Consider the following 23,755-nt stretch of genomic DNA (forward strand, 5'->3'; position numbering starts at 1 on the left):
GGAGTGGTCGAACGTGGTGCGGGTCAGCTGCCCTGCACGTACTGACCGCCGACGGTGCCGCGGACCACGATCGGAGTCCCCTCGGGGAAGTTCTCGAAGGCCCACTTGGCGTTCTCGGTGCTGACGTTGATGCAGCCGTGGCTGACGTTGGTCTTGCCCTGCTGGGCGACCGACCACGGGGCGGCGTGCAGGAAGATGCCGTCCCAGCTCATGCGGATCGCGTACTCGACGTAGGTGCGGTAGCCACCGGGGGAGTCGACCGGGACGCCGTACGTGGACGAGTCCATGTACATGTCGCGGTACTTCTCCTTGGTGAAGTACGTGCCGTTCGGGGTCGGGTGCGCGTTCGACCCCATCGAGATCGGGATGTCCTTGCGCGCGATCTTGCCGTCGTGCCACACGGTCATCGTGTGGGTGGCGTCGTCGGCGAGGGCCACCCAGCCGGTCTTCGTCGGCACCGGGGGAGCCGGGTCGGCCGGGGCCGGCGCGGGCTCGGTGCTCGGCGGCGCCGCGGGAGCCGGGGCCGGAGCCGTCGACGACGGCGGCAGGAACGGCTTCAGGAAGTCGGGCGCGGGGACGCCGGGCAGACCGGGGATGGTCGGCGGCGGCGACGCGGGAACTGCCCCGGCGGTCGCGGGGATCGCGAACAGCGCGATGGCTGCACCGGCGACGACCGTGACGAGACGGGTGCGGGTGGCACCCCGGCGGGAGTTCGAGGGAGTCGGCACGAGTTCGGACCTGACCTTCGGTGTCGGTGCCCTGTGGGCATGAACGGTGGCGGTGAGGAGACGGCGATTTCTGCGCGAGACCCCCGCCGCGCGTCGTCATCGTCGCATGAGCGGACCGTCTGTCCAACACGGACACCCGCGACGTTGTGACCTGTGCCAACGCGTGTGACTGGTGTGACTGCTGGGACGTCGGATCGCGGGTGGCCGCGCGGGACCGGCGGCGGGAGACGGCAGATTCGGCCCGCCGACGCGCGCACGGTAGAGTCGCCGCTGCACGCGACGCCGGGGGCGATCCCGCCCGACGTGGTGTGCGCGCGGGTGTAGCTCAATGGTAGAGCCCCAGTCTTCCAAACTGGCTACGCGGGTTCGATTCCCGTCACCCGCTCCACCGCTCCCGTCGCGGAGTGGCGGTGGCGTCGTCACCGAGACCGGGATGTGGCGCAGCTTGGTAGCGCATCCGCTTTGGGAGCGGAGGGTCGCAGGTTCAAATCCTGTCATCCCGACCGCAGAACGGTGGCCGACCGGCCGCCGCGATCGCGGCGGCGCGCGACAACCGCGTCACCCACACCGACCCGGTCCACAGCAAGGAGTCACACAGTCGTGAAGAGCACCGTCGAGCAGCTGAGCCCGACGCGGGTGAAACTCAACGTCGAGGTCCCGTTCGAGGAACTCGAGGGTGACTTCGCCCGCGCCTACAAGTCGCTCGCGCAGCAGATCCGCATCCCCGGCTTCCGCCCGGGCAAGGCCCCGGCCAAGCTCATCGAGGCCCGCGTCGGTCGCGACTCGGTGCTCGCGCAGGTCGTCAACGACGCCCTGCCCGGCAAGTACTCGCAGGCGATCGCCGAGACCGAGACCAACCCGATCGGGCAGCCCGAGATCGATCTCGCCGAACTCGAGTACGGCAAGTCGATCACCTTCACCGCCGAGGTCGACGTCCGTCCGGAGATCACCCTGCCCGAGTACTCGACGATCACCGTCGAGGTCGAGCCGGTCGATGTCGACGACGCCGCCGTCGACGAGCAGTTCGAGGCGTTGCGTGCGCGGTTCGGCACCCTCACCGGTGTCGAGCGGGCCGCAAAGGACGGCGACTTCGTCTCCATCGACCTGTCGGCCACCGTGAACGGCGAGCCCGTCGAGGAGGCCTCCACCACGGGCCTGTCGCACGAGGTCGGCTCCGGTCAGCTCATCGACGGACTCGACGAGGCGCTCGTCGGCATGTCCGCCGGTGAGGACAAGACCTTCACCACCACGCTCGTCGCCGGTGAGCACAACGGCGAGGAGGCGGAGGTCACCGTCACCCTCAACTCGGTGAAGGAGCGCGAGCTCCCCGAGGCCGACGACGAGTTCGCCCAGATGGCCAGCGAGTTCGACACCGTCGACGAGCTGCGCGCCGACCTGCGCGAGCGCGTCGGCCGGTCGAAGCGCGCGGAGCAGGCGACCACCGTCCGCGACAAGGTGCTCGAGAAGCTGCTCGAGTCCGTCGAGATCCCGGTGCCGGAGAAGGTCGTCGAGGCCGAGGCCGACGGTCAGATGCACCAGGTGATCCACGCCTTCGACCACGACGACGCCAAGGTCGACGAGTTCCTCACCGCGCAGGGCACCACCCGCGAGGAGTGGGAGTCCGAGGCCCGCTCGGCCGCGGAGACGTCGGTGAAGACCCAGCTCCTGCTCGACGCGATCGCCGAGCAGCAGGAGACGACCGTCGGCCAGGACGAGCTGACCCAGCAGATCATCTTCCAGGCGCAGCGGTACGGCATGCAGCCGCAGGAGTTCATCCAGCAGCTGCAGCAGGCCGACCAGCTCGGCGCGATCTACGCCGACATCCGTCGCAGCAAGGCCCTCGCCGGCATCGTCGGGCTGGTCACCGTCACCGACACCACCGGTGCGACCGTCGACACCTCGGAGTTCTTCGGCACCGGTGAGTCCGACGGGGACGCGTCGACCACGGGTGACGACGACTGACACGACTCCACGGCGGACATCGCTCCGCTGTCAGCGAATGCGGGTGGCACCGGGGACCGGTGGCCACCCGCATTCGTTAGTGTCGGTGGAGCACCCGAGCAGCGGACCCGCCTTTCGGGTCCGCGCACAAGTCCCGGAGAAAGTAGGAAGCGTGACCGACCCGAAGAACCTCCTGACCGCGACGGGTTCGCCGATCACCGCGAGCTCGGGCGTGGCAGGCCTGAACCTCAGCGACTCGGTCTTCGAGCGCCTGCTGCGCGAGCGGATCATCTTCCTCGGCACCCAGGTCGACGACGACATCGCGAACCGCCTCTGCGCGCAGATCCTCCTGCTCTCGGCGGAGGACAGCACCAAGGACATCAACCTCTACATCAACTCGCCGGGCGGCTCGGTGACCGCCGGCATGGCCATCTTCGACACCATGCAGCTGGCCCAGTGCGACGTCGCGACCTACGCGATGGGCATGGCCGCGTCGATGGGGCAGTTCCTGCTCGCCGCCGGTGCCAAGGGCAAGCGCCACGCGCTGCCGCACGCGCGGATCATGATGCACCAGCCGTCGGCCGGCATCGGTGGCACCGCCGCCGACATCGCCATCCAGGCGGAGCAGTTCGCGCTGACGAAGAAGGAGATGAACCGGCTCAACGCCGAGTTCACCGGGCAGCCGCTGGAGAAGATCGAGGCCGACGCCGACCGCGACAAGTGGTTCACCGCGGAGGCGGCCAAGGAATACGGGTTCGTCGACCACGTCATCACGCGTCCCTGACGCGTCCCGCAGTCCACCGCCCCCTGCCCGCGGCCTCCCGCGCCGCAACCCATCGCTTCGGAGAGAGAGAACCCGTGACCATGTTCGGTTCGTCCAGCCAGACCCCGTCGGGTCTCGCGCCCGCGGGCGCGCAGAGCCGGTACATCCTGCCCTCGTTCATCGAGCACACGCCCAACGGCATGCGGGAGTACAACCCCTACGCCAAGCTGTTCGAGGAGCGCATCGTCTTCCTCGGGACGCCGATCGACGAGACCGTCGCGAACGACATCATGGCGCAGCTGCTGGTCCTGGAGTCCCAGGATCCCGACCGCGACATCATCATGTACGTCAACTCGCCCGGCGGCAGCGTCCCGGCGATGCTCGCGATCTACGACACCATGCAGTACGTCCACTGCGACATCGCGACCGTCTGCCTCGGTGAGGCCGCGTCCGCGGCGGCGATCCTGCTGGCCGGCGGGACGCCGGGCAAGCGCGCCGCGCTGCCCAACGCCACCGTGCTGATCCACCAGCCGCGCACCGGTGGCGCCTACCAGGGTCAGGTCTCCGACCTCGAGATCCAGGCCGCCGAGATCGAGCGCATCCGCCGCCGCCTCGACGACATCCTGGGCTCGCACACCGGGCAGGACGCCGACAAGATCCGTCGGGACACCGACCGCGACAACATCCTCACCGCGGCCCAGGCCAAGGAGTACGGGATCATCGACGAGGTGTTCGAGTACCGCAAGAAGTCGGCTCGCGCGAGCTGATCGGCGACGACACGCCCGGGCGCACGGATGCGCCGGGCGTGCTCGCGCAGGGGCGATCCTGTACGTCCGGGCCGCGGGCCCGAACACACAGGTCGTGACACCACTCCCGGCCACATCGGCGACGTCGTCGTCACCGGGACGGGGCGTACGGACACGGCGCCCCGACATGGTGGTTATCGGTCGAAGTTCGGACCACCCGCGGGTACGGTCGGGGATACTGACCACCGGGTCGGTCCGCCCGTCGTGAGCACTCGCGACGGTGCACGAGGAAGAGGTACAGCACACGATGGCGCGAATCGGTGACGGCGGCGACCTGCTGAAGTGCTCGTTCTGCGGGAAGAGTCAGAAGCAGGTCAAGAAGCTCATCGCGGGCCCCGGCGTGTACATCTGCGACGAGTGCATCGACCTCTGCAACGAGATCATCGAGGAGGAACTCGCCGAGTCGAGCGAGGTCAAGCTCGACGAGCTCCCCAAGCCCTCGGAGATCCGGGACTTCCTCGAGAACTACGTCATCGGGCAGGACACGGCGAAGCGCACCCTCGCGGTCGCGGTCTACAACCACTACAAGCGGATCCAGGCGGGCGACCGCAAGGACGTCCGCGGTGGCGAGGCCGTCGAGCTCGCGAAGTCGAACATCCTCATGCTCGGCCCGACCGGCTGCGGCAAGACCTACCTCGCGCAGACCCTGGCCAAGATGCTCAACGTCCCGTTCGCCATCGCCGACGCGACCGCGCTCACCGAGGCAGGCTATGTCGGTGAGGACGTCGAGAACATCCTCCTCAAGCTCATCCAGGCCGCCGACTACGACGTGAAGCGCGCCGAGACCGGCATCATCTACATCGACGAGGTCGACAAGATCGCCCGCAAGAGCGAGAACCCGTCGATCACCCGCGACGTCAGCGGCGAGGGCGTGCAACAGGCACTGCTGAAGATCCTCGAGGGCACGCAGGCGTCGGTCCCGCCGCAGGGCGGCCGCAAGCACCCGCATCAGGAGTTCATCCAGATCGACACGACCAACGTGTTGTTCATCGTCGCGGGCGCGTTCGCCGGGCTGGAGAAGATCGTCTCCGATCGGATCGGCAAGCGCGGCATCGGATTCGGCACCGAGGTCGCGAAGAAGAACGACGACGAGATGACCGACGCGTTCGCCGAGGTCATGCCCGAAGACCTGATCAAGTTCGGGCTCATCCCCGAGTTCATCGGCCGTCTGCCGGTCGTCGCGTCGGTGACCAACCTCGACAAGGAGTCGTTGGTCTCCATCCTCTCGACCCCGAAGAACGCGCTGGTCAAGCAGTACGTGCGTCTGTTCGAGATGGACGGCGTCGAGCTGGAGTTCAGCACCGACGCGCTCGAGGCGGTCGCCGACCAGGCCATCCACCGCGGGACCGGCGCCCGCGGGCTGCGCGCCATCATGGAGGAGGTCCTCCTCCCGGTCATGTACGACATCCCCAGCCGTGACGACGTCGCCAAGGTGGTCGTCACCGGGGAGACCGTGCGCGACAACGTCCTGCCGACGATCGTCCCGCGTAAGCCGCGCCGCGACGAGCGTCGCGACAAGACCGCCTGAGGCTCAGACCACCCGGTCCCCGCCGGCGTAGACGTTCATGGATTCGCCGCGCAGGAACCCGACCACGGTCATGCCCAGTTCCTGGCCGAGGGACACCGCGAGCGACGACGGCGCGGACACCGCGGCGATGATCGGGACGCCGGCCATCCCCGCCTTCTGCACCAGCTCGAACGACACCCGGCTCGACACCATCAGCACGGTGTCGCGCAGGGGCAGCAGGTTCTCGCGGACCGCCCACCCGATCACCTTGTCGACGGCGTTGTGGCGGCCGACGTCCTCCCGCGCGACGAGCAGCGTCCCGTCGGTGCGGAAGAGCGCCGCGCCGTGGATCCCGCCGGTCGTCGCGAAGGTCGCCTGCGCGGCCCGGAGTGCGTCCGGCAGCGCGGCCAGCACATCGATCCCGACGCGACACCCGTCGGCGGTCAGGTCCCAGGGGATCGTCGTGCGGATCCGATCGATCTCACTGGTCCCGCACACGCCGCACGCCGAGGTTGTCGCGAAGGACCTCGGCGTCACCTCGCGCGGCGGCACCGTCGCGACGTCGAGCACGTTGTAGGTGTTGCGCCCCTGCTCGTCGACGCCGTCGCAGTACCGGACCGACGAGATCTCGTCGGGGCCGGTGATGATTCCCTCCGCCAACAGGAACCCGTGGACCAGGTCGACGTCGGACCCGGGCGTGCGCATCGTGACGGTCAGCGGTGTCCCGCCGACCCGCATCTCCAACGGCTCCTCGACGGCGAGGGTGTCGGCGCGCGTCGACTCGCCCGTCGGACGGATCCGGCGGACGCGTGCTCGGGTGGTGACGCGTCCCATCAGGCGGCGACGAGCCGCACGGTGATGCCCTTCGACACCGGCGTGTTCGACTTCGCGGCGACGAAGTCCAGCGGCACCAGCGGGTTGGTCTCGGGGTAGTAGGCGGCGGCGTTGCCCGGCGGGGTGGGGTAGGAGACGACGACGAAGTCGTCGACACGCCGCTCCTCGACGCCGGAGTCCGTCTCGAACTCGGAGATGATCGAGACCCGCTGTCCCGCAGCGAGACCCATCGCCTCGATGTCCGACGGATTCACCATGACCACACGCCGGTTGCCCTTGATCCCGCGGTAACGGTCGTCGTGGCCGTAGATGGTGGTGTTGTACTGGTCGTGGCTGCGCAGGGTCTGCATGATCAGCCGTCCCGGTGGCGTCGGCAGCCAGACCAGGTCGTTCGTCGTGATCTGCGCTCGGCCCGACTCGGTGGGGAACTCGCGGGCATCGCGCGGCGGGTGGGGCAGCAGGAACCCGTCGGGCTGGCGGACGCGGGTGTTGAAGTCCTCGCAGCCCGGGACGATGCGGGACACGTGGTCGCGGATGCGGTCGTAGTCGGCGGCGAGGCCCAGCCAGTCGACCGGGTGGTCGGCGCCGAACATGACGTCCGCGAGTTCGCAGACGATCCCCACCTCGCTGCGCATCTGATCGCTCGACGGGCGCAGCGACCCGCGCGACAGGTGCACCGATCCCATGGAGTCCTCGACCGAGACCTGCTGCTTCTTTCCGCCGCGGATGTCGCGGTCGGTGCGGCCGAGTGTCGGCAGGATGAGATTCGTCGTGCCGGTGTGCAGGTGCGACGCGTTCAACTTCGTGCTGACCTGCACGGTGAGCCGGCACTTCTCCAGCGCGGCGCGGGTCGCGTCGGTGTCGGGGGTGGCCGACAGGAAGTTGCCGCCCATCGACATGAACACGTCGACCTTGCCGTCGCGCATCGCGCGGATCGAGTCGACGACGTCCCAGCCGTGGTCGCGGGGGCTCGTGATCCCCATCTCGTCGTCGAGGGCGGACAGGAACGACTCGGGCATCTGTTCCCAGATGCCCATCGTGCGGTCGCCCTGCACGTTGGAGTGGCCGCGAACGGGGCAGACGCCCGCACCGGGCTTGCCGATCATCCCGCGCAGCAGCAGCGCGTTCGACACCTCCTCGATGGTCGCGACCGCGTGCTTGTGCTGGGTCAGACCCATCGCCCAGCAGACGATGGTGCGCTCCGAGCGCTCCCACAGCCGCGCGAACGTCTCGAGCTGCTCCATCGTCAGACCGGTCGCCTCGAGCACCTCGTCGAGGTCGGTCTGCTCGACGGCCGCGAGGTAGTCGTCGAGGCCGTCGCAGTACTCGGTGAGGAACTCGTGGTCGAACACCGTTCCAGGAGCACGCTTCTCGTCACGCAGCAGCAGCGCGGCCAGCCCCCGGAACAGCGCCATGTCGCCGCCGAGGCGGACCTGCAGGAACTCGTCGGCGATGTCGGTGCCGTCGGAGAGGATGTCGCCGACGCGCTGCGGGTCGCGGAAGCGCATCAGCCCGGCCTCGGGCATCGGGTTGACCGCGACGATGGTGGCGCCGTTGCGCTTGGCGTCGCCCAGGATGGACAGCATCCGTGGGTGGTTGGTGCCCGGGTTCTGACCGGCGATGACGATCAGGTCGGCGTTCTCGATGTCGAGGACCGTGACCGAGCCCTTGCCGATGCCGATCGTCGTCGACAGCGCGTGACCGGACGACTCGTGGCACATGTTCGAGCAGTCGGGCAGGTTGTTCGTACCCATAGATCGCGCGAACAGCTGGTACACGAACGCGGCCTCGTTGCTGGTCCGGCCCGAGGTGTAGAAGACCGCGCGGTCGGGGTCGTCGAGTCCGGTCAGCTCGTCGGCGATCATCCGGTACGCCGAGTCCCAGTCGATCGGTTCGTAGTGCGTCGCGCCCTCCCGCAGGATCACCGGGTGGGTGATGCGGCCCTGCTGGGACAGCCAGTACTCGCTGCGCTCGCGCAGAGCGGACACCGGGTGGGTGGCGAAGAACTCCGGGGTGACCGTGCGACGGGTCGCCTCCTCCGCCACGGCCTTCGCGCCGTTCTCGCAGAACTCGGCCGGCTTGCGACCGCCGGGCTTCTCCGGCCACGCGCAGCCCGGGCAGTCGAACCCGTGGCGCTGGTTGAGCTCCAGGAACGTCTTGGCGGTGCGGAACGGACCCATCTGGGTGAACCCGCGCTGCATCGAGACGGCCACCGCGGGGATGCCGGCGGCGTAGGTCTTGACGTGGTGGACCGACGTCTCCTCCGGTTCGGCGACCGTCGTCTCGGGCGCGGTGGGGCGTGGCGGGGTGGCGGGGGAGTAGCCGTCCCCGGGGATGTCCTGCCGAGAACCGGTTGTCGTCATGTTCCCCATAGTGGCCCCGCGCACCGGCCCCGTCACGCGATACTCGACCGATGTCGCACCCACTGGCCGCCCTCGTCCTCGCCGGAGGCGCCTCGCGCCGGATGGGAGAGGACAAAGCCGCACTCGACCTGGGCGGACAGCCCATGCTCACGCGCATCGTGACCGAACTGCGACGACGCTGCGATCCGATCACGGTTGTCGCGGCGGCGGACTCGCCGGCCTACCGGGCCTTCTCGGGTGACACCGATCTCGTGTGGGTCACCGACGAGGACCCCGGGACGGGACCGCTCGGCGCGCTGGCGGCGGGACTCACCGACGCCGCGGCGCGGGGTCTGTCGGCGGTCTTCGTGTGCGCCACCGACATGCCGCTGCTGCGCGCCGAGCTGGTCGACGAGCTCGCCGCCGGACTCGGCGCCGACGACGAGGCCGTGATCGCCGTCGACGCGCAGCGGCAGCACCCGCTCGCCGCGATCTACCGCTCGTCGTGCGCCGGGCGGCTCACCGAACTCGTCGCCGGGGGCGAGCGTCGACTGCTCGCCGCGCTCGACGAGATGGTCGTGCACCGTGTCGGCGTGAGCGACCCGTCCTGGCTGACCAACGTCAACGCGCCCGAGGACGTGCACCGGCTGCGTCTGGACAAGATCGCCATTCCCTAGACTCGAGCGGTGAGTTCGTCCCCCGAGACCGCCGGAAACCCCCGGATCGCTGAGAACGCGACACCCGACGGCCCCGCGCTGCCCACGAGCTGGGAGCCCGGCGCCCACGAGGCCCGGATCTACCAGAGCTGGGTCGACAGCGGCTGTTTCACCGCCGACCCCGACAGCGGCAAGCCGCCGTTCTCGATCGTCATCCCGCCGCCGAACGTGAACGGCTCCCTGCACATGGGACACGCGTTCGAGCACGTCCTCATGGACGCGCTGAGCCGCCGACGCCGCATGCAGGGCTACGAGGTGCTGTGGCTGCCGGGCATGGACCACGCCGCGATCGCGATGCAGGCCATGGTCGAGAAGCGTCTGACCGCCGAGGGGACGGATCGCCACGCCCTCGGCCGCGAACGCTTCCTGGCCCGTGTGTGGGAGGCCAAGGAGGAGATCAGCGGCGACATCGGCGCCCAGATGCGACGCCTGGGCGACGGAGTCGACTGGTCGCGCGAACGGTTCACGATGGACGAGGGACTGTCCCGTGCGGTCCACACCGTGTTCAAGCGCATGTACGACGACGGCCTCATCTACCGGGCCGAGCGGCTCGTCAACTGGTCGCCGGTGCTGCAGACCGCGATCAGCGACATCGAGGTCTCCTACAGCGACATCGAGGGCGAGCTCGTCAGCTTCCGCTACGGCTCGCTCGACGACGCCGAGCCGCACATCGTCGTCGCGACCACGCGTCTGGAGACGATGCTCGGCGACACCGCCATCGCCGTGCACCCCGACGACGACCGCTACCGCGACCTCGTCGGCACCGAGCTGCCGCACCCGTTCCTCGAGCGCACCGTCCCCGTCGTCGCCGACGAGCACGTCGACCCCGAGTTCGGCACCGGCGCGGTGAAGATCACCCCGGCGCACGACCCGAACGACTTCGCCATCGGGCAGCGGCACGGCCTGCCGATGCCCACGATCATGGACGCGACCGGTCGGATCGCCGACACCGGGACGCAGTTCGACGGTCTCGACCGCTTCGAGGCGCGGGTCGCCGTCCGGGAGGCGTTGGCCGAGCAGGGCCGGATCGTGAAAGAGGTCCGCCCGTACGTGCACAGCGTCGGACACTCCGAGCGCAGCGGCGAGCCGATCGAGCCGCGTCTGAGCATGCAGTGGTGGGTGCGGGTGGAGTCGTTGGCGAAGGCCGCCGGCGACGCGGTGCGCGACGGGTCGACGCAGATCCACCCGGCGTCGATGGAGTCGCGCTGGTTCGCCTGGGTCGACGACATGCACGACTGGTGCATCTCGCGGCAGCTGTGGTGGGGCCACCGGATCCCGATCTGGTACGGACCCGACGGCGACGTCGTGTGCGTCGGACCCGACGAGCAGCCGCCGGTCGGCTACGAGCAGGACCCCGACGTCCTCGACACGTGGTTCTCCTCGGGCCTGTGGCCGTTCTCCACGCTCGGGTGGCCCGACGACACCACCGATCTGCGGACCTTCTATCCGACGAGCGTCCTCGTCACCGGCTACGACATCCTGTTCTTCTGGGTCGCCCGGATGATGATGTTCGGCACCTACGTCGGGACGTCGCTCGACTTCGACGCGCCGGTGCCGTTCCGACACCTGTTCCTGCACGGCCTCGTCCGCGACGAGCACGGCCGGAAGATGTCGAAGTCGAAGGGCAACGGCATCGACCCGCTCGACTGGGTCGACCGCTACGGCGCCGACGCCCTGCGCTTCACGCTGGCACGCGGCGCCCGTCCGGGTGCGGACCTGTCGGTGGGGGAGACCAACGCCCAGGACAGCCGCAACTTCGCCACGAAGCTGTTCAACGCGACCCGCTTCGCGCTCATGAACGGCGCTCGCGTGGGCGAGATCCCGGCCGACGCCGACCTCACCGACGCCGACCGGTGGATCCTGCGCCGCCTCGACGAGGTGCTCGCCGAGGCCGACGCCGGGTTCGAGTCGTACGAGTTCTCGCGGGCCTGTGAGGCGCTCTACCACTTCGCGTGGGACGAGTTCTGCGACTGGTACCTCGAGCTGTCGAAGGTGCAGGTGTCCGGCGCCGCGGCGCAGACCACCGCGCTCGTCCTGGGTCGTGTGCTCGACGCCCTGCTGCGCGCGCTGCACCCGGTCATGCCGTTCGTCACCGAGGTGTTGTGGACGGCGCTCACGGGTCAGGGCACGGTGACGCTGGCCGCGTGGCCGCAGGCGTCGGGTGTCCGGGACGGCGCGGATTCCGCTGCGGCCGAACGCATCTCGTCGGTCCAGCATCTGGTCACCGAAATCCGTCGCTTCCGCAGCGACCAGGGCCTGCCGCCGGGCAAGCGTGTCCCCGCCGACATCGACGGTCTCGACGCGGCGGGGCTCGCGGCCCTGCGGCCCTACGTCGACACCCTCGCGCGTCTCGACCCGCGCGGCGACGACTTCTCCGCCACCGCGACCCTCGAGGTGCGTGTGGGGGCGCAGACCGTCCGCGTCGCCGTCGACACCTCCGGTGCCGTCGACGTCGAGGCCGAGAAGCGCCGTCTCGCCAAGGATCTCGCCGCCGCCGAGAAGGAGAGGGACCAGACGCGCGGGAAGCTCGACAACGAGCAGTTCCTCGGCAAGGCGCCCGATCACGTCGTCGCGCGCATCCGCGAGCGGAACACGATCGCGCTCGACGAGATCGAGCGGTTGAGCGCCGCGCTGGCGGCGCTGGGCGCGTCGTGACCGAGCCGTCGTCGGTCCCGACGCCCGAGGACCTCGCGGAGTTCGCCGACGTCGAGACCGAACTCGACACGCGGTGGCCGGAGACACGGATCGAGCCGTCGCTCAGCAGGATCGCCGCGCTGATGGACCTGCTCGGGTCACCGCAGCGCGGCTACGCGTCGATCCACATCGCGGGGACCAACGGCAAGACGTCGGTGACCCGCATGATCGACGCGCTCCTCACCGCGCTGCACCGCCGGACCGGCCGGATCACCAGCCCGCACCTGCAGCTCGCGACCGAACGCATCGCCGTCGACGGACGGCCGATCACGCCACGGCAGTACGTCGACGCGTTCCGCGATCTCGAGCCGTACGTGACGATGGTCGACGACTCGTCGGTCGCCGAGGGCGGCCCGCGGATGAGCAAGTTCGAGGTGCTGACCGCGATGGCCTACGCCGTGTTCGCCGAGGCCCCCGTAGACGTCGCCGTGGTGGAGACGGGCATGGGCGGCACGTGGGACGCGACCAACGTCATCGAGCCGTCGGTCGCGGTCGTCACGCCGATCGCGATGGACCACGCCGACTACCTCGGCGACACGCTGACCAAGGTGGCGGGGGAGAAGGCCGGGATCATCAAGCCCGCCGTCGACGACCTCGTCCCGGTCGACCCGATCGCGATCCTCGCGACCCAGGAGCCGGAGGCGGCGGCGGTGCTGATGGCGCGGGTCGCCGAGACCGACGTCGTCGTGGCGCGGCAGGACTCGGAGTTCCGGGTCCTCGAGCGCCGCACGGCCGTCGGCGGGCAGATGGTCACGCTGCAGGGGCTCGGCGGGGTGTACGACGAGGTGTTCCTGCCGCTGCACGGCGCCCACCAGGCGTCGAACGCCGTGCTGGCCCTCGCCGCGGTGGAGGCGTTCTTCGGTGCCGGGGCCGACCGGCAGCTCGACGTCGACGCCGTCCGAGCGGGATTCGCGTCGGTGACCGTGCCGGGCCGGCTCGAGCGTGTGCGCAGCGCGCCCGCGGTGTTCCTCGACGCGGCGCACAACCCGCACGGCGCGGCGGCGCTCGCGCGCGGCCTGACCGAGGAGTTCGACTTCCGGCGCCTCGTCGGCGTCGTCGGGGTGATGGGCGACAAGGACGTGCTCGGGATGCTCACCGCCCTCGAACCCGTTCTCGACGAGGTGATCGTCACGAACAACGGCTCGCCCCGCGCACTCGACGCCGACACCCTCGGGGATCTCGCGGCGACGGTGTTCGGCGAGGACCGCGTCCAGGTGCGGGAGTTCCTGCCCGACGCCGTCGAGGCGGCGGTCATCGCCGCCGAGGACGTCGACGACGAGTCCGACGCCGGGCTGTCCGGTGTGGGGGTCGTGATCACCGGCTCGGTGGTCACCGCCGGTGCGGCCCGCACCCTGTTCGGGAAGGACCCCGCATGACCGAGCCGGCCCCCCGCTTCTCGCCGCCGACCACCGACCCCTGGCGGGGGTTGCGGGGCGTCATGGCGGGGACGTTGATCCTCGAGGCGATCGTGGTGCTGCTGGCGCTGCCCATCGTCGCCAAGGTCGGCGGCGGGCTGACCGCGGTCTCGACCACATACCTGCTCGTGGTCACCGTCGCGATGATCCTCGGCGCCGGCCTGCAGGGCCGCTCGTGGGCCCTGGGCTACGACCTCCTGCTGCAGGTCGTCCTCCTCGCCGGGTTCGCCGTGCACTGGTCGATCGGCGCTGTCGGCATCGTGTTCGGGCTCGTGTGGCTCTACATCCTCTACATCAAGCGTGACGTCGCGAAGCGGATGGCGGAGGGACGGCTGCCCGGCCAGGTCCGCCTCGACGACCACGGACCGTCGCCGTCGGCAGACGTGTCCGATTCGTGACCTCCCGGGCCGCGCGAGCGGATGACGGCACCGCCCCCGCCTGACACCATCACGGGCGACCCCCGCACATGCGAGCGGCCGGGGTCGTCGAACGATCGAGAGGACACGTCACCCCATGCAGTCGGCGCGCACCATCACCGCCCTCGTCCGCACCGCCGGAGTCGCCGCAGCGGCCTCCGCGATCGTCGCGGCCGGCCTCGGAGCCGGGACGGCCGGCGCCGAGGAATCGGTGGTCGTGGTCCCGCCGGGGCCGCCGGTCCCCGTGTCGTCGCAGGAGTACTCCTACATCGCGACGCATGACCTCACCGTCCGGGCGAAGTCGATCGACCTCGCTCGGTTCGTCGCCGACATCCCGGTGCCCGAGCAGTACCGCGCGGCCAACCTCGCGCTCGCGGCACGCTTCGACGCGACCGTCGACTCCGCGCTCACCTCGCCGGGCGGCTGCGTGCAGCTCGTCGTCGACCCGCGGGCGAAGGACGGGAACCTCTTCAACTACGGCTTCTTCCCGGTCGCTGGGGAGTTCTGCGACTGAGTCACGGCACGTCCATCCGTGCCCGCTAGGGTGTCGCCGTGACTGAACGGACTCTGGTTCTCATCAAGCCCGACGGTGTCGCCCGTGGCCTCGTCGGCGAGATCATCTCCCGCATCGAGCGCAAGGGACTGCGCATCGTCGCCCTCGACCTGCGCACCGCGACCGACGAGGTGGCCCGCGGCCACTACGCCGAACACGAGGACAAGCCGTTCTTCGGCTCGCTGCTCGAGTTCATCACCTCCGGCCCGCTGGTGGCCGCGGTCCTGGAGGGTCCGCGTGCCATCGCGGCCTTCCGTCAGCTCGCCGGCGGCACCGACCCCGTCGAGAAGGCGGCGACCGGCAGCATCCGCGCCGACCTGGCGCTGGAGACGCAGAACAACCTGGTGCACGGTTCCGACTCGCCCGAGTCCGCGCAGCGCGAGATCGCGCTGTGGTTCCCCGGCCTGACCTGATCGCACCCGCCACCCGCCACCCGCCACCCGCACACGGCCCGCCCGGACACGCGTCCCGGCGGGCCGTGTCGTATCTCGACCATGCGCCGGGTGATGTGACGTGTGTGGGATACTCGCAGTGTCGTCGACGACACATCGTCGACCGACACGGTGATCAGCCCAGTTCACCGCGGACCACCGGGCACCGCGGCAGCCGCCGCCCACACTCCGGTGTGGCACCCGGGGTCGGCAGGTCTGGCATCGCCACCACCAGGTGTCGCACGGAGACCGGAGCAACCCCCGATCGCCTGCGACGCGAGACCACACATACTCGGTCGCCCCGGGGCGCACCGACACACAGCAGAACCCTCGCGCGGCCGCGTCCGACGATGCGCCCGAGGGTCGAGGAGAAACACGTGGCCGACACAGGCACGCCGGACGACCGCACCGATGCGTCCCCGGCGCAGGAGTTCCCGCACAAGATGAGGGTGCACGCCCTCGCGCGCATGATCGGGCTGACCAGTCGCGAGGTGCTCGCGCACCTCGCAGAGCTGGGCATCAGCGCCCGCAGCCCGCAGTCCAGCATCGATCGCAGCGCTGCTGTCGCCGTCCGCGACGCGCAGGCAGCGCGGTCGGGCGACACCCCGGCCGAGGTGCCCGCCGAGACATCGGCCGCCGACACCACAGGTGCCGCCAACACCACGGAGTCCGGCGACGCCGCGGCACCTGCCGCCGACGACGCCGCGGCACCTGCCGCCGGCGACGCCGCGGCACCTGCCGCCGGCGACGCCGCGGCACCTGCCGCCGACGACGCACCGTCGCTCTTCTCCGCCGCGACCACCGAGGAGGCGGTCACCCCGGCGGCCGCCGCCGACACCGGGGTCTCACCGCTCTTCCTCCCGCCGCCGGATCCCGAGGAGGTCCGTCGCGCCCGTCGGCGTCGTCCCGCGGCCGACAAGACTCCGGAGGAGTCCGCCGAAACGCCGGCCGACGACACCCGTACGGCATCCGGCGAGGAGACGGCGACCGACAGCGGAGCCGGGGGCGGTACCCCCGACAGCGGCGCCGACTCCTCCGACGGTGACGACGACTCCGGCTCCGGTGGGGGCCGGCGGCGTCGTCGCGGACGGCGTGGCCGTGGTCGGGGCCGGGGCGACCAGAACGACGGTGACTCGTCGGGTGACGCGTCCGACGATGCCGCGGCCCGGGACACCGACGCGGGGCAGGCCGCCGACAAGGAATCCTCGACGAAGGACCAGTCCGAGAAGAAGTCCGGTGACACGGACTCGGGCGGCAAGGACTCCAGCGGCAAGGACGCCAAGGACAAGGACGCCAAGGACAAGGACGGTGCGGACACGGACGGCGGGGACACCGAGTCCGACGACGCCTCCGACGACTCCGACGACGACACCTCGTCGGGCAGTCGTCGTCGGCGGCGTCGTCGTCGCCGCAAGGGCGGCGGGGACGCCGAGGACGGCTCCGGTGAGGACGATCCGCCGAACACCGTGGTCCACGAACGGGAGCCGCGGAACAAGTCCCGCGCCCGCGACCGCGACGAGGTGCAGGGCATCTCCGGGTCGACGCGTCTCGAGGCCAAGCGGCAGCGTCGACGCGACGGGCGGGACGCGGGCCGACGCCGCCCGCCGATCCTGACCGAGTCCGAGTTCCTCGCCCGCCGCGAGTCCGTGGACCGCGTGATGGTGGTCCGCGAGCGGTCGGCGAACACGACCCTGGCCGCGGACGGTGCCGACGACGCCGCGCCGACCGAGGACTACACGCAGGTGGCGGTGCTCGAGGACGGCGTGCTGGTCGAGCACTTCGTCACGACGTCGACCTCGTCGTCGATGGTCGGCAACATCTTCCTGGGCCGCGTGCAGAACGTGCTGCCGGGGATGGAGGCGGCGTTCGTCGACATCGGCCGCGGACGCAACGGCGTCCTCTACGCCGGCGAGGTCAACTGGGACGCCGCGGGACTGGACGGCGGCAGTCGCAAGATCGAACAGGCCCTCAAGCCCGGTGACACCGTCGTCGTGCAGGTGAGCAAGGACCCGGTCGGTCACAAGGGCGCGCGCCTCACCACGCAGATCTCGCTGGCCGGCCGCTACCTGGTCTACGTGCCGGGCGGATCGTCGACCGGCATCTCGCGCAAGCTGCCCGACACCGAGCGCAAGCGACTCAAGCAGATCCTCGGCAAGGTGGTCCCCGCCGACGCCGGCGTGATCATCCGCACCGCCTCCGAGGGGGTCAGCGAAGAGGACCTCGCGGCCGACATCGAGCGGCTCAAGGCGCAGTGGGAGAGCATCGAGTCCGCCGCGGCGTCCGCGACGGGCAAGGGCGGCAAGGGCTCCGGCTCGTCGTCGCCGAAGGTGCTCTACTCCGAGCCCGACCTGCTGGTGAAGGTCGTACGCGACCTGTTCAACGAGGACTTCTCGACGCTCGTCGTCGACGGCGACGGCGCGTGGGAGCAGGTCCACGGGTACGTGCAGTCGGTGGCGCCGGATCTCGTCGACCGCCTCAGCCGGTTCGAGAAGCCGCACGCCGACGCCCCCGACGCCTTCAGCGTGCACCGCATCGACGAGCAGCTCGCGAAGGCGCTGGAGCGCAAGGTCTGGCTGCCGTCGGGCGGGACGCTCATCATCGAGCACACCGAGGCGATGACCGTCGTCGACGTCAACACCGGGAAGTTCACCGGCTCCGGGGGCAACCTCGAGGAGACGGTGACCCGCAACAACCTCGAGGCCGCCGAGGAGATCGTCCGGCAGATGCGTCTGCGGGACATCGGCGGGATGATCATCGTCGACTTCATCGACATGGTCCTCGAGTCCAACCGCGACCTGGTCCTGCGGCGTCTGACCGAGGCGCTCTCCCGTGACCGCACCCGCCACCAGGTGTCCGAGGTCACGTCGCTGGGCCTGGTGCAGATGACGCGCAAGCGACTCGGTACCGGGCTGCTCGAGGCGTTCTCGTCGCCGTGCACGTGCTGCAACGGTCGCGGGATCGTCGTCCACGCGAACCCGGTCGAGGTGACCGGCGCCGGCGGCGACGACTCGGGCAAGGAATCGGGCGGCAAGCGGTCACGCCGGTCGGGGCGCAAGAAGTCCGACGGCGGGTCGTCGGAGCAGTCGGAGTCGGCGAAGGCGGCGAAGCCCGCCGAGCACCCGATGTTCAAGGCGATGGCCGGTCACGGTTCCGACGGCGCGGCTGCGGACGGCACGACCACCGAGGAGGCGACCTCGGCCGAGACCGAGACCGAGACCGCCCGCGAGGTGTCGGCGCCCGAACCGGTCGTCGAGGCCCCCGCGACCGAGGCGCCGGCAGCGGCCGAGGCGGACACCGCCCCGGTCGAGACCCCGGCAGCCGACGTCCCCACATCCGACGCGCTCGCATCCGACGCCCCCGCACCCGACGGTGTGGCGGGCGAGCCGGCCGAGGCGGCTCCCAAGCGCCGTCGCCGCGCCGCGCGTCGTCCGGCCGCGGCACCGGTCGGCGGGTCGGAGCCCGTTGCCGGGACGGCGGACGCACTGGCAGTCGAGGTCGCGCACACGCCGACCACCACGGTGGCCACGCAGCCGTCGTCCGACACCCCCGTGGTGGCGGTGCGCCGCACGGCCCGTCGGCGGGCCGCGGGTCGGCCCGCGGGACCGCCCGTCGACGAGTGACCGCGGCGACGTCGGGGAGCGTGTCGTCCCAGCGGGTCGCGGTTTGACCCGGTCGTCGGCACTCCCGTAACCTCGACAGGTCGCCTCGACGCGAGTCGGACGGTGCTGTGCGGAACCTGCCGCTGCGGCGCCCCGCCGGACCGAGGCATCACCGACCACCCCGGTCGTCGCGCGCGAGCGCAGGCCCGGGGTGGACGTACCCCGACATGCACGATGCCGGCGCACCCGCGCGGGCGAACGAACACGACAGTGAGAAGGTGAGTTGTCGCGATGGCAACGTACGCGATCGTCAAGACCGGCGGGAAGCAGTACAAGGTCGCCGAGGGCGACCTGGTCAAGGTCGAGAAGATCGAGGGCGCCGTCGGCGACACCGTCTCGCTCCCCGTGGCGCTCCTGGTCGACGGTGCGTCGCTGACCACCGACGCCGACGCTCTGGCCACGGCGTCGGTCACCGGTGAGGTCGTCGAGCACGTCAAGGGCCCGAAGATCCGGATCCACAAGTTCAAGAACAAGACCGGCTACCACAAGCGCCAGGGCCACCGTCAGCGTCTGACGGTGCTCAAGGTCACCGGCATCAAGTAGCCCACCGAACCCCGACGTCTCGAGAGGACCGACGACATGGCACACAAGAAGGGCGCGTCCAGCTCGCGCAACGGTCGTGATTCCAACGCCCAGCGCCTCGGCGTGAAGCGGTTCGGCGGCCAGCAGGTCAACGCCGGCGAGATCCTGGTCCGCCAGCGCGGCACCCACTTCCACCCCGGCGTGAACGTCGGCCGCGGCGGCGACGACACCCTCTTCGCCCTGGAGACCGGTGAGGTCGCCTTCGGCACCAAGCGCGGTCGCAAGACCGTCAACATCGTCCCGGCGCCCGCGCAGGCCTGACCGCGCGGCGTCGTACGACGCACGTCCACCAGGGGCGGGCAGGTCCTCGAGACCCTGCCCGCCCCTGGTTTTTCTCCCGACCACCCCCGGCACAGAGGACCCAGCATGTCGCGATTCGTCGACCGCGTGACGATCCACGCCGCGGCGGGCAACGGCGGCCACGGGTGCTCGTCGGTCCACCGTGAGAAGTTCAAGCCGCTCGGCGGCCCCGACGGGGGCAACGGCGGCAACGGCGGAGACGTGATCCTGCGGGTGGACCCGCAGGTGCACACGCTGCTCGACTTCCACTTCCGTCCGCACGCGCGCGGCCAGAACGGCAAGCCCGGCGCCGGCTCGAACCGCGACGGCGGCCACGGCGAGTCGCTGGTGCTGCCCGTCCCCGACGGCACCGTCGTCCTGGACGAGCGCGGCCGCATCCTGGCCGACCTCGTCGGGGCCGGAGCGGAGTTCGTTGCGGCGAAGGGTGGTCGCGGGGGACTGGGCAACGCCGCACTCGCGTCCAAGGCGCGCAAGGCGCCCGGGTTCGCCCTGCTCGGTGAGGAGGGGGAGACCCGCGAGCTCGTCCTCGAGCTGAAGTCCGTCGCGGACGTCGGCCTGGTCGGGTTCCCGTCGGCGGGCAAGTCGTCGCTGGTCTCGGTGCTGTCCGCGGCCAAGCCGAAGATCGCCGACTACCCGTTCACCACGCTCGCGCCCAACCTCGGTGTTGTCACCGCGGGTGCGCGTGTGTTCACCATCGCCGACGTCCCCGGTCTGATCCCCGGCGCCTCGCAGGGCCGCGGCCTCGGGCTCGACTTCCTGCGCCACCTCGAACGCTGCGCGGTGCTCGCCCACGTGGTCGACTGCGCCACGCTCGAGCCGGGCCGCGACCCGATCTCCGACATCGACGCCCTCGAGGCCGAGCTCGCGGCCTACACCCCGGCGCTCTCGGCCGACCACGGCCTGCAGGATCTGGCCGACCGACCGCGGGTCGTCATCCTGAACAAGATCGACGTCCCGGAGGCGGCAGATCTGGCCGAGATGGTCACCCCCGACCTGGAGGAGCGCGGCTGGCCTGTGTTCACGATCTCCGCGGTGGGCCACGTCGGGCTCGACCGGTTGCGGTTCGCGTTGGCGGAGAAGGTCGCCGAGCACCGCGCGGCCACACCGGCACCCGTCGCGCGGCGCCCGGTCATCCGTCCCGTCGCGGTCGACGAGTCCGGGTTCTCGGTCGTGCCGGACCCGGCCACGCCGGGCGGCTTCATCGTCCGCGGGACCCGGCCGGAACGATGGATCAAGCAGACCGCCTTCGACAACGACGAGGCCGTCGGGTACCTCGCCGATCGCCTCAACCGACTGGGGGTCGAGGACGAACTCGTCCGCCAGGGTGCCGAGCCGGGTGCTCCGGTGACCATCGGTGACGTCACCTTCGACTGGGAGCCGACGCTGCCCAGCGGCGACGCCGTTCCGATCACGGGGCGCGGCACCGACATACGCCTGGACCGCACCGACCGCGTCGGCGCCGCCGACCGCAAGATCGCCCGCAAGGCGCGCCGCCACCACGCCGACGACCTGTCCGACGACGTCGGGGACGCCGATGGGGACGACTGACGCGACGACCGGCCACGAGCCGGCGATCTCGACCGTCCGTCGGGAGATCGCCGGTGCGCGCAGCATCGTCGTCAAGATCGGGTCGTCGGCGCTGACCGACCTGCATGCCGGTCTCGCCGTCGACCGCCTCGACCGGCTCGCCGACGCCCTCGAGTCGCGGATGGCCGCCGGCACCGACGTCATCGTCGTGTCCTCCGGGGCGATCGGTGCGGGACTCGCCCCGCTGGGTCTGCGACGACGCCCCACCGATCTCGCCACCAAGCAGGCGGCGGCGAGCGTGGGGCAACTCGCACTGGCGCACGCCTGGGGGACGTCGTTCGCGCGGCACGGTCGGACGGTGGGGCAGGTCCTGCTGACCGCCCACGACATCTCCCGCCGCTCGCACCACGCCAACGCCCAGCGCACCCTCGACCGCCTGCGGTCGCTGGGTGCGGTCGCGGTGGTCAACGAGAACGACACCGTCGCCACCGACGAGATCCGCTTCGGCGACAACGACCGTCTGGCCGCCCTGGTCGCGCACCTGGCCGGCGCGCAGGCACTGGTGCTGCTGTCCGACGTCGACGGCCTCTACGACGGTGATCCCCGCAAGGGTGGGGCAACCCTGATCCGGGAGGTCGGCGGCCCGGAGGACCTCGACGGCGTGGTCGCCGGGTCGGGGGGAGCGCTCGGCACCGGCGGCATGGCGTCGAAGCTGTCCGCGGCCCGACTCGCAGCGGACGCCGGGGTGCCGGTGTTGCTGGCCGCGGCCGAGAGCGCCGCGGCCGCACTGGGTTCCGCCGACGTCGGGACCGCCTTCGCCGCCCGTCCGGCTCGGATGAGCGCGCGGCGGTTCTGGGTGCGGCACGCCGCCGAGACCCGCGGACGGCTCACCGTCGACGACGGCGCGGCCGCGGCCATCGCGCGGCGGGCGTCGTTGTTGCCGGCGGGTGTCGTGGCCGTCGACGGGACGTTCGGGGCGGGCGACGTCGTGGAGATCGTGGGCACCGACGGTGCGCTGCGCGCCCGCGGCGTCACCGCCTACGACGCCGACGAGGTCGGTCAGATGGTCGGCCGCTCGACGTCGTCGCTGCCGGAGGGGTTACGACGCGCGGTGGTGCACGCCGACGACCTCGTCGCCGCGCGCTGACGGAGTCGGTGCGCCATCGTCGCCGCGCGCTGACGCAGTCGGTGCGTCGGCCTCGACCCGGGCCACGAGGCGCTCGAGGACGTCGGCGCACCGGTGGTCGATCTTGAGCGTCGCGCAGTCGTCCCCGCGGGTGGCCCCGCGGTTGACGATGACGACGGGGATGCCGCGCCGCCGGGCGTGCCGGACGAAGCGCAGCCCCGACATCACGGTCAGGCTCGACCCCAGGACGAGGAGGGCCTCGGCGGCGTCGACCATCGCGTACGCGTCGGCGACGACGGGACGCGGCACGCTCTCGCCGAAGTAGACGATGGCCGGCTTGAGCGGGCCGCCGCAGGCGGGGCAGTCGATCATGTGGAAGTCGCGGGTGTCGTCGACGACGACATCGGCGTCGGGTGCGACGTCGAGCGCACCCCTGGACCGCACGCGCTCGGTGAACGCGACGTTGAGGGGGTCGAGCACCTGCGCCAGACCGTGCCGCGAGATCTGCCAGCCGCAGTCGAGGCAGCAGACGCGGCCGTAGCACCCGTGCAACTCCAGCACCGGTCGGGACCCGGCCTTGGTGTGCAACATGTCGATGTTCTGGGTGATGACACCGCGGACGAGCCCGTGGCGCTGCAGGGTCGCGACGGCACGGTGGCCGGCGTTCGGCGTGGCGGCGTCGAGGTGACGCCACCCGAGGTGGTTGCGCGCCCAGTAGTGCCGACGGAAGTCCGCCGAGGCGAGGAACGCGTCGATCGTCATCGGGGTCCGGGGGGCCGCGCCGGGGCTGCGGTAGTCCGGGATGCCGGAGTCGGTCGATATGCCGGCGCCGGTGAGCACGACCGCACGACGACCCGTGAGGAGACCGTGTGCCTGGTCGACGCGTGCGTCGAGGTCCTCGTCGACGGGCGTCGGATCACCCGGGGTCCAGGCGACCTGCAGGCGTGTGCGCATCGTCTCCAGGGTACCGAGCACCACGACGCGCGGTGTGTCCGTGTTTGTGTAGCTCGAATGGGGGAATCACCACAGTGGATCGCCAGGGGATTCGCTGTCGTGGGGGCGAAGGTGATCTGCTGTATCCGGGACGGGGTGTCCACGAGAAGAGTGCAGTGCGCAGAACGAAGAACGCGACCGTCGCCGCGTATCGGTCCCACGACCGGACGTGGTGGGTCGGGCGGGTCGATCCCGCGGTCCTGGGCGATGCCGCCCGCGAGAACGACTCCCTGGACGGGGACTGGCGACGACGCGGTGTACCCGTGTCGTCCGCCGACATCCGCCCGCCGCTGGTGGTGATCCACGACCCGGGCGGCAGGTTCCGGCCGGGCTGCTCGACGAACTCCCACTTCGACGCCCACGACCGGGCACACACCGATCCGCACGCGGACTGCGCGCACGGTCGAGCGCTCGACCACATC

19 protein-coding genes and 2 tRNA genes are annotated in these 23,755 nt (G+C 70.9%); 17 read left to right on the forward strand and 4 right to left on the reverse strand.

What is annotated here, in order from left to right; translation table 11 throughout:
* Positions 1 to 23 precede the first annotated feature (23 nt).
* Positions 24 to 728, reverse strand: a complete 705-nt coding sequence (locus tag LX12_RS00390; RefSeq protein ID WP_253652540.1) for a L,D-transpeptidase — start codon at positions 726 to 728, stop codon at positions 24 to 26.
* A gap of 314 nt (positions 729 to 1,042) precedes the next feature.
* Between LX12_RS00390 and LX12_RS00395 the strand changes: the two genes are divergently transcribed.
* The 6 genes from LX12_RS00395 (at position 1,043) to clpX (ending at position 5,766) form a co-directional block, all read left to right on the forward strand.
* Positions 1,043 to 1,116, forward strand: a tRNA-Gly gene (locus LX12_RS00395).
* Positions 1,117 to 1,157: 41 nt separating this feature from the next.
* A tRNA-Pro gene (locus LX12_RS00400) sits at positions 1,158 to 1,231 on the forward strand.
* 97 nt (positions 1,232 to 1,328) lie between these two features.
* Positions 1,329 to 2,690, forward strand: coding sequence for a trigger factor (gene tig, locus LX12_RS00405; protein ID WP_253652541.1), 1,362 nt, complete (start codon positions 1,329 to 1,331; stop codon positions 2,688 to 2,690).
* Between the two features lie 151 nt (positions 2,691 to 2,841).
* Positions 2,842 to 3,453: an ATP-dependent Clp protease proteolytic subunit gene (locus LX12_RS00410; RefSeq protein ID WP_372504886.1), complete on the forward strand. Its 612-nt coding sequence runs from the start codon at positions 2,842 to 2,844 to the stop codon at positions 3,451 to 3,453.
* A gap of 80 nt (positions 3,454 to 3,533) precedes the next feature.
* A complete protein-coding gene (locus LX12_RS00415) occupies positions 3,534 to 4,199 on the forward strand; it encodes an ATP-dependent Clp protease proteolytic subunit (RefSeq protein WP_253653115.1) in 666 nt (221 codons plus the stop codon).
* A 286-nt stretch (positions 4,200 to 4,485) separates the two neighbouring features.
* On the forward strand, positions 4,486 to 5,766 hold the full coding sequence (gene clpX / locus LX12_RS00420) for an ATP-dependent Clp protease ATP-binding subunit ClpX (RefSeq protein WP_253652542.1): 1,281 nt from the start codon (positions 4,486 to 4,488) through the stop codon (positions 5,764 to 5,766).
* Positions 5,767 to 5,769: 3 nt separating this feature from the next.
* Here clpX and fdhD read toward each other — a convergent pair whose 3' ends face one another.
* Together fdhD and LX12_RS00430 are read right to left on the reverse strand one after the other, a co-directional pair.
* The gene (gene fdhD / locus LX12_RS00425; RefSeq protein WP_253652543.1) at positions 5,770 to 6,579 is read right to left on the reverse strand and encodes a formate dehydrogenase accessory sulfurtransferase FdhD; all 810 of its coding nucleotides are present in this window, start codon (positions 6,577 to 6,579) and stop codon (positions 5,770 to 5,772) included.
* Positions 6,579 to 8,942 carry an FdhF/YdeP family oxidoreductase gene (locus tag LX12_RS00430; RefSeq protein WP_253652544.1) on the reverse strand — a complete coding sequence of 788 codons (2,364 nt, stop codon included), beginning with the start codon at positions 8,940 to 8,942 and terminating at the stop codon, positions 6,579 to 6,581. The genes fdhD and LX12_RS00430 overlap by 1 nt, the downstream gene beginning before the upstream one ends.
* A 50-nt stretch (positions 8,943 to 8,992) precedes the next feature.
* Here LX12_RS00430 and mobA point away from each other — a divergent pair, with 50 nt between their 5' ends.
* The 11 genes from mobA to proB all read left to right on the forward strand — a co-directional run bounded on the left by mobA (position 8,993) and on the right by proB (position 22,361).
* Positions 8,993 to 9,598, forward strand: a complete 606-nt coding sequence (mobA, locus tag LX12_RS00435) for a molybdenum cofactor guanylyltransferase (protein WP_253652545.1) — start codon at positions 8,993 to 8,995, stop codon at positions 9,596 to 9,598.
* 45 nt (positions 9,599 to 9,643) lie between these two features.
* Positions 9,644 to 12,292, forward strand: coding sequence for a valine--tRNA ligase (locus LX12_RS00440; RefSeq protein WP_253653116.1), 2,649 nt, complete (start codon positions 9,644 to 9,646; stop codon positions 12,290 to 12,292).
* Positions 12,289 to 13,707 carry a bifunctional tetrahydrofolate synthase/dihydrofolate synthase gene (gene folC, locus LX12_RS00445; RefSeq protein WP_253652546.1) on the forward strand — a complete coding sequence of 473 codons (1,419 nt, stop codon included), beginning with the start codon at positions 12,289 to 12,291 and terminating at the stop codon, positions 13,705 to 13,707. The genes LX12_RS00440 and folC overlap by 4 nt, the downstream gene beginning before the upstream one ends.
* Positions 13,704 to 14,144, forward strand: a complete 441-nt coding sequence (locus LX12_RS00450) for a DUF4233 domain-containing protein (protein ID WP_253652547.1) — start codon at positions 13,704 to 13,706, stop codon at positions 14,142 to 14,144. Before folC ends, LX12_RS00450 begins: the two co-directional genes overlap by 4 nt.
* Positions 14,145 to 14,259: 115 nt before the next feature.
* Positions 14,260 to 14,676, forward strand: a complete 417-nt coding sequence (locus tag LX12_RS00455) for a hypothetical protein (RefSeq protein ID WP_253652548.1) — start codon at positions 14,260 to 14,262, stop codon at positions 14,674 to 14,676.
* A 38-nt stretch (positions 14,677 to 14,714) separates the two neighbouring features.
* Positions 14,715 to 15,128, forward strand: coding sequence for a nucleoside-diphosphate kinase (ndk, locus tag LX12_RS00460; protein ID WP_253652549.1), 414 nt, complete (start codon positions 14,715 to 14,717; stop codon positions 15,126 to 15,128).
* A 395-nt stretch (positions 15,129 to 15,523) separates the two neighbouring features.
* The gene (locus LX12_RS00465; protein ID WP_253652550.1) at positions 15,524 to 18,766 is read left to right on the forward strand and encodes a translation initiation factor IF-2 N-terminal domain-containing protein; all 3,243 of its coding nucleotides are present in this window, start codon (positions 15,524 to 15,526) and stop codon (positions 18,764 to 18,766) included.
* Between the two features lie 270 nt (positions 18,767 to 19,036).
* Entirely contained in the window at positions 19,037 to 19,348 is a 312-nt protein-coding gene (gene rplU / locus LX12_RS00470; RefSeq protein WP_253652551.1) for a 50S ribosomal protein L21, read from the forward strand.
* Between the two features lie 36 nt (positions 19,349 to 19,384).
* Positions 19,385 to 19,648, forward strand: a complete 264-nt coding sequence (rpmA, locus tag LX12_RS00475) for a 50S ribosomal protein L27 (protein ID WP_253652552.1) — start codon at positions 19,385 to 19,387, stop codon at positions 19,646 to 19,648.
* A 105-nt stretch (positions 19,649 to 19,753) separates the two neighbouring features.
* Positions 19,754 to 21,235, forward strand: a complete 1,482-nt coding sequence (gene obgE / locus LX12_RS00480) for a GTPase ObgE (RefSeq protein ID WP_253652553.1) — start codon at positions 19,754 to 19,756, stop codon at positions 21,233 to 21,235.
* Positions 21,222 to 22,361 (forward strand): glutamate 5-kinase, encoded by a 1,140-nt coding sequence (proB, locus tag LX12_RS00485; protein ID WP_253652554.1) that lies wholly within the window; start codon positions 21,222 to 21,224, stop codon positions 22,359 to 22,361. The genes obgE and proB overlap by 14 nt, the downstream gene beginning before the upstream one ends.
* Here the strand turns inward: proB and LX12_RS00490 are convergent.
* The gene (locus LX12_RS00490) at positions 22,314 to 23,294 is read right to left on the reverse strand and encodes a Sir2 family NAD-dependent protein deacetylase (protein WP_253652555.1); all 981 of its coding nucleotides are present in this window, start codon (positions 23,292 to 23,294) and stop codon (positions 22,314 to 22,316) included. The two genes, proB and LX12_RS00490, sit on opposite strands and share 48 nt — an antisense overlap.
* Between the last annotated feature and the right edge of the window lie 461 nt (positions 23,295 to 23,755).

It is taken from the genome of Williamsia serinedens, from assembly GCF_024171725.1.
Classification (GTDB): domain Bacteria; phylum Actinomycetota; class Actinomycetes; order Mycobacteriales; family Mycobacteriaceae; genus Williamsia_A; species Williamsia_A serinedens.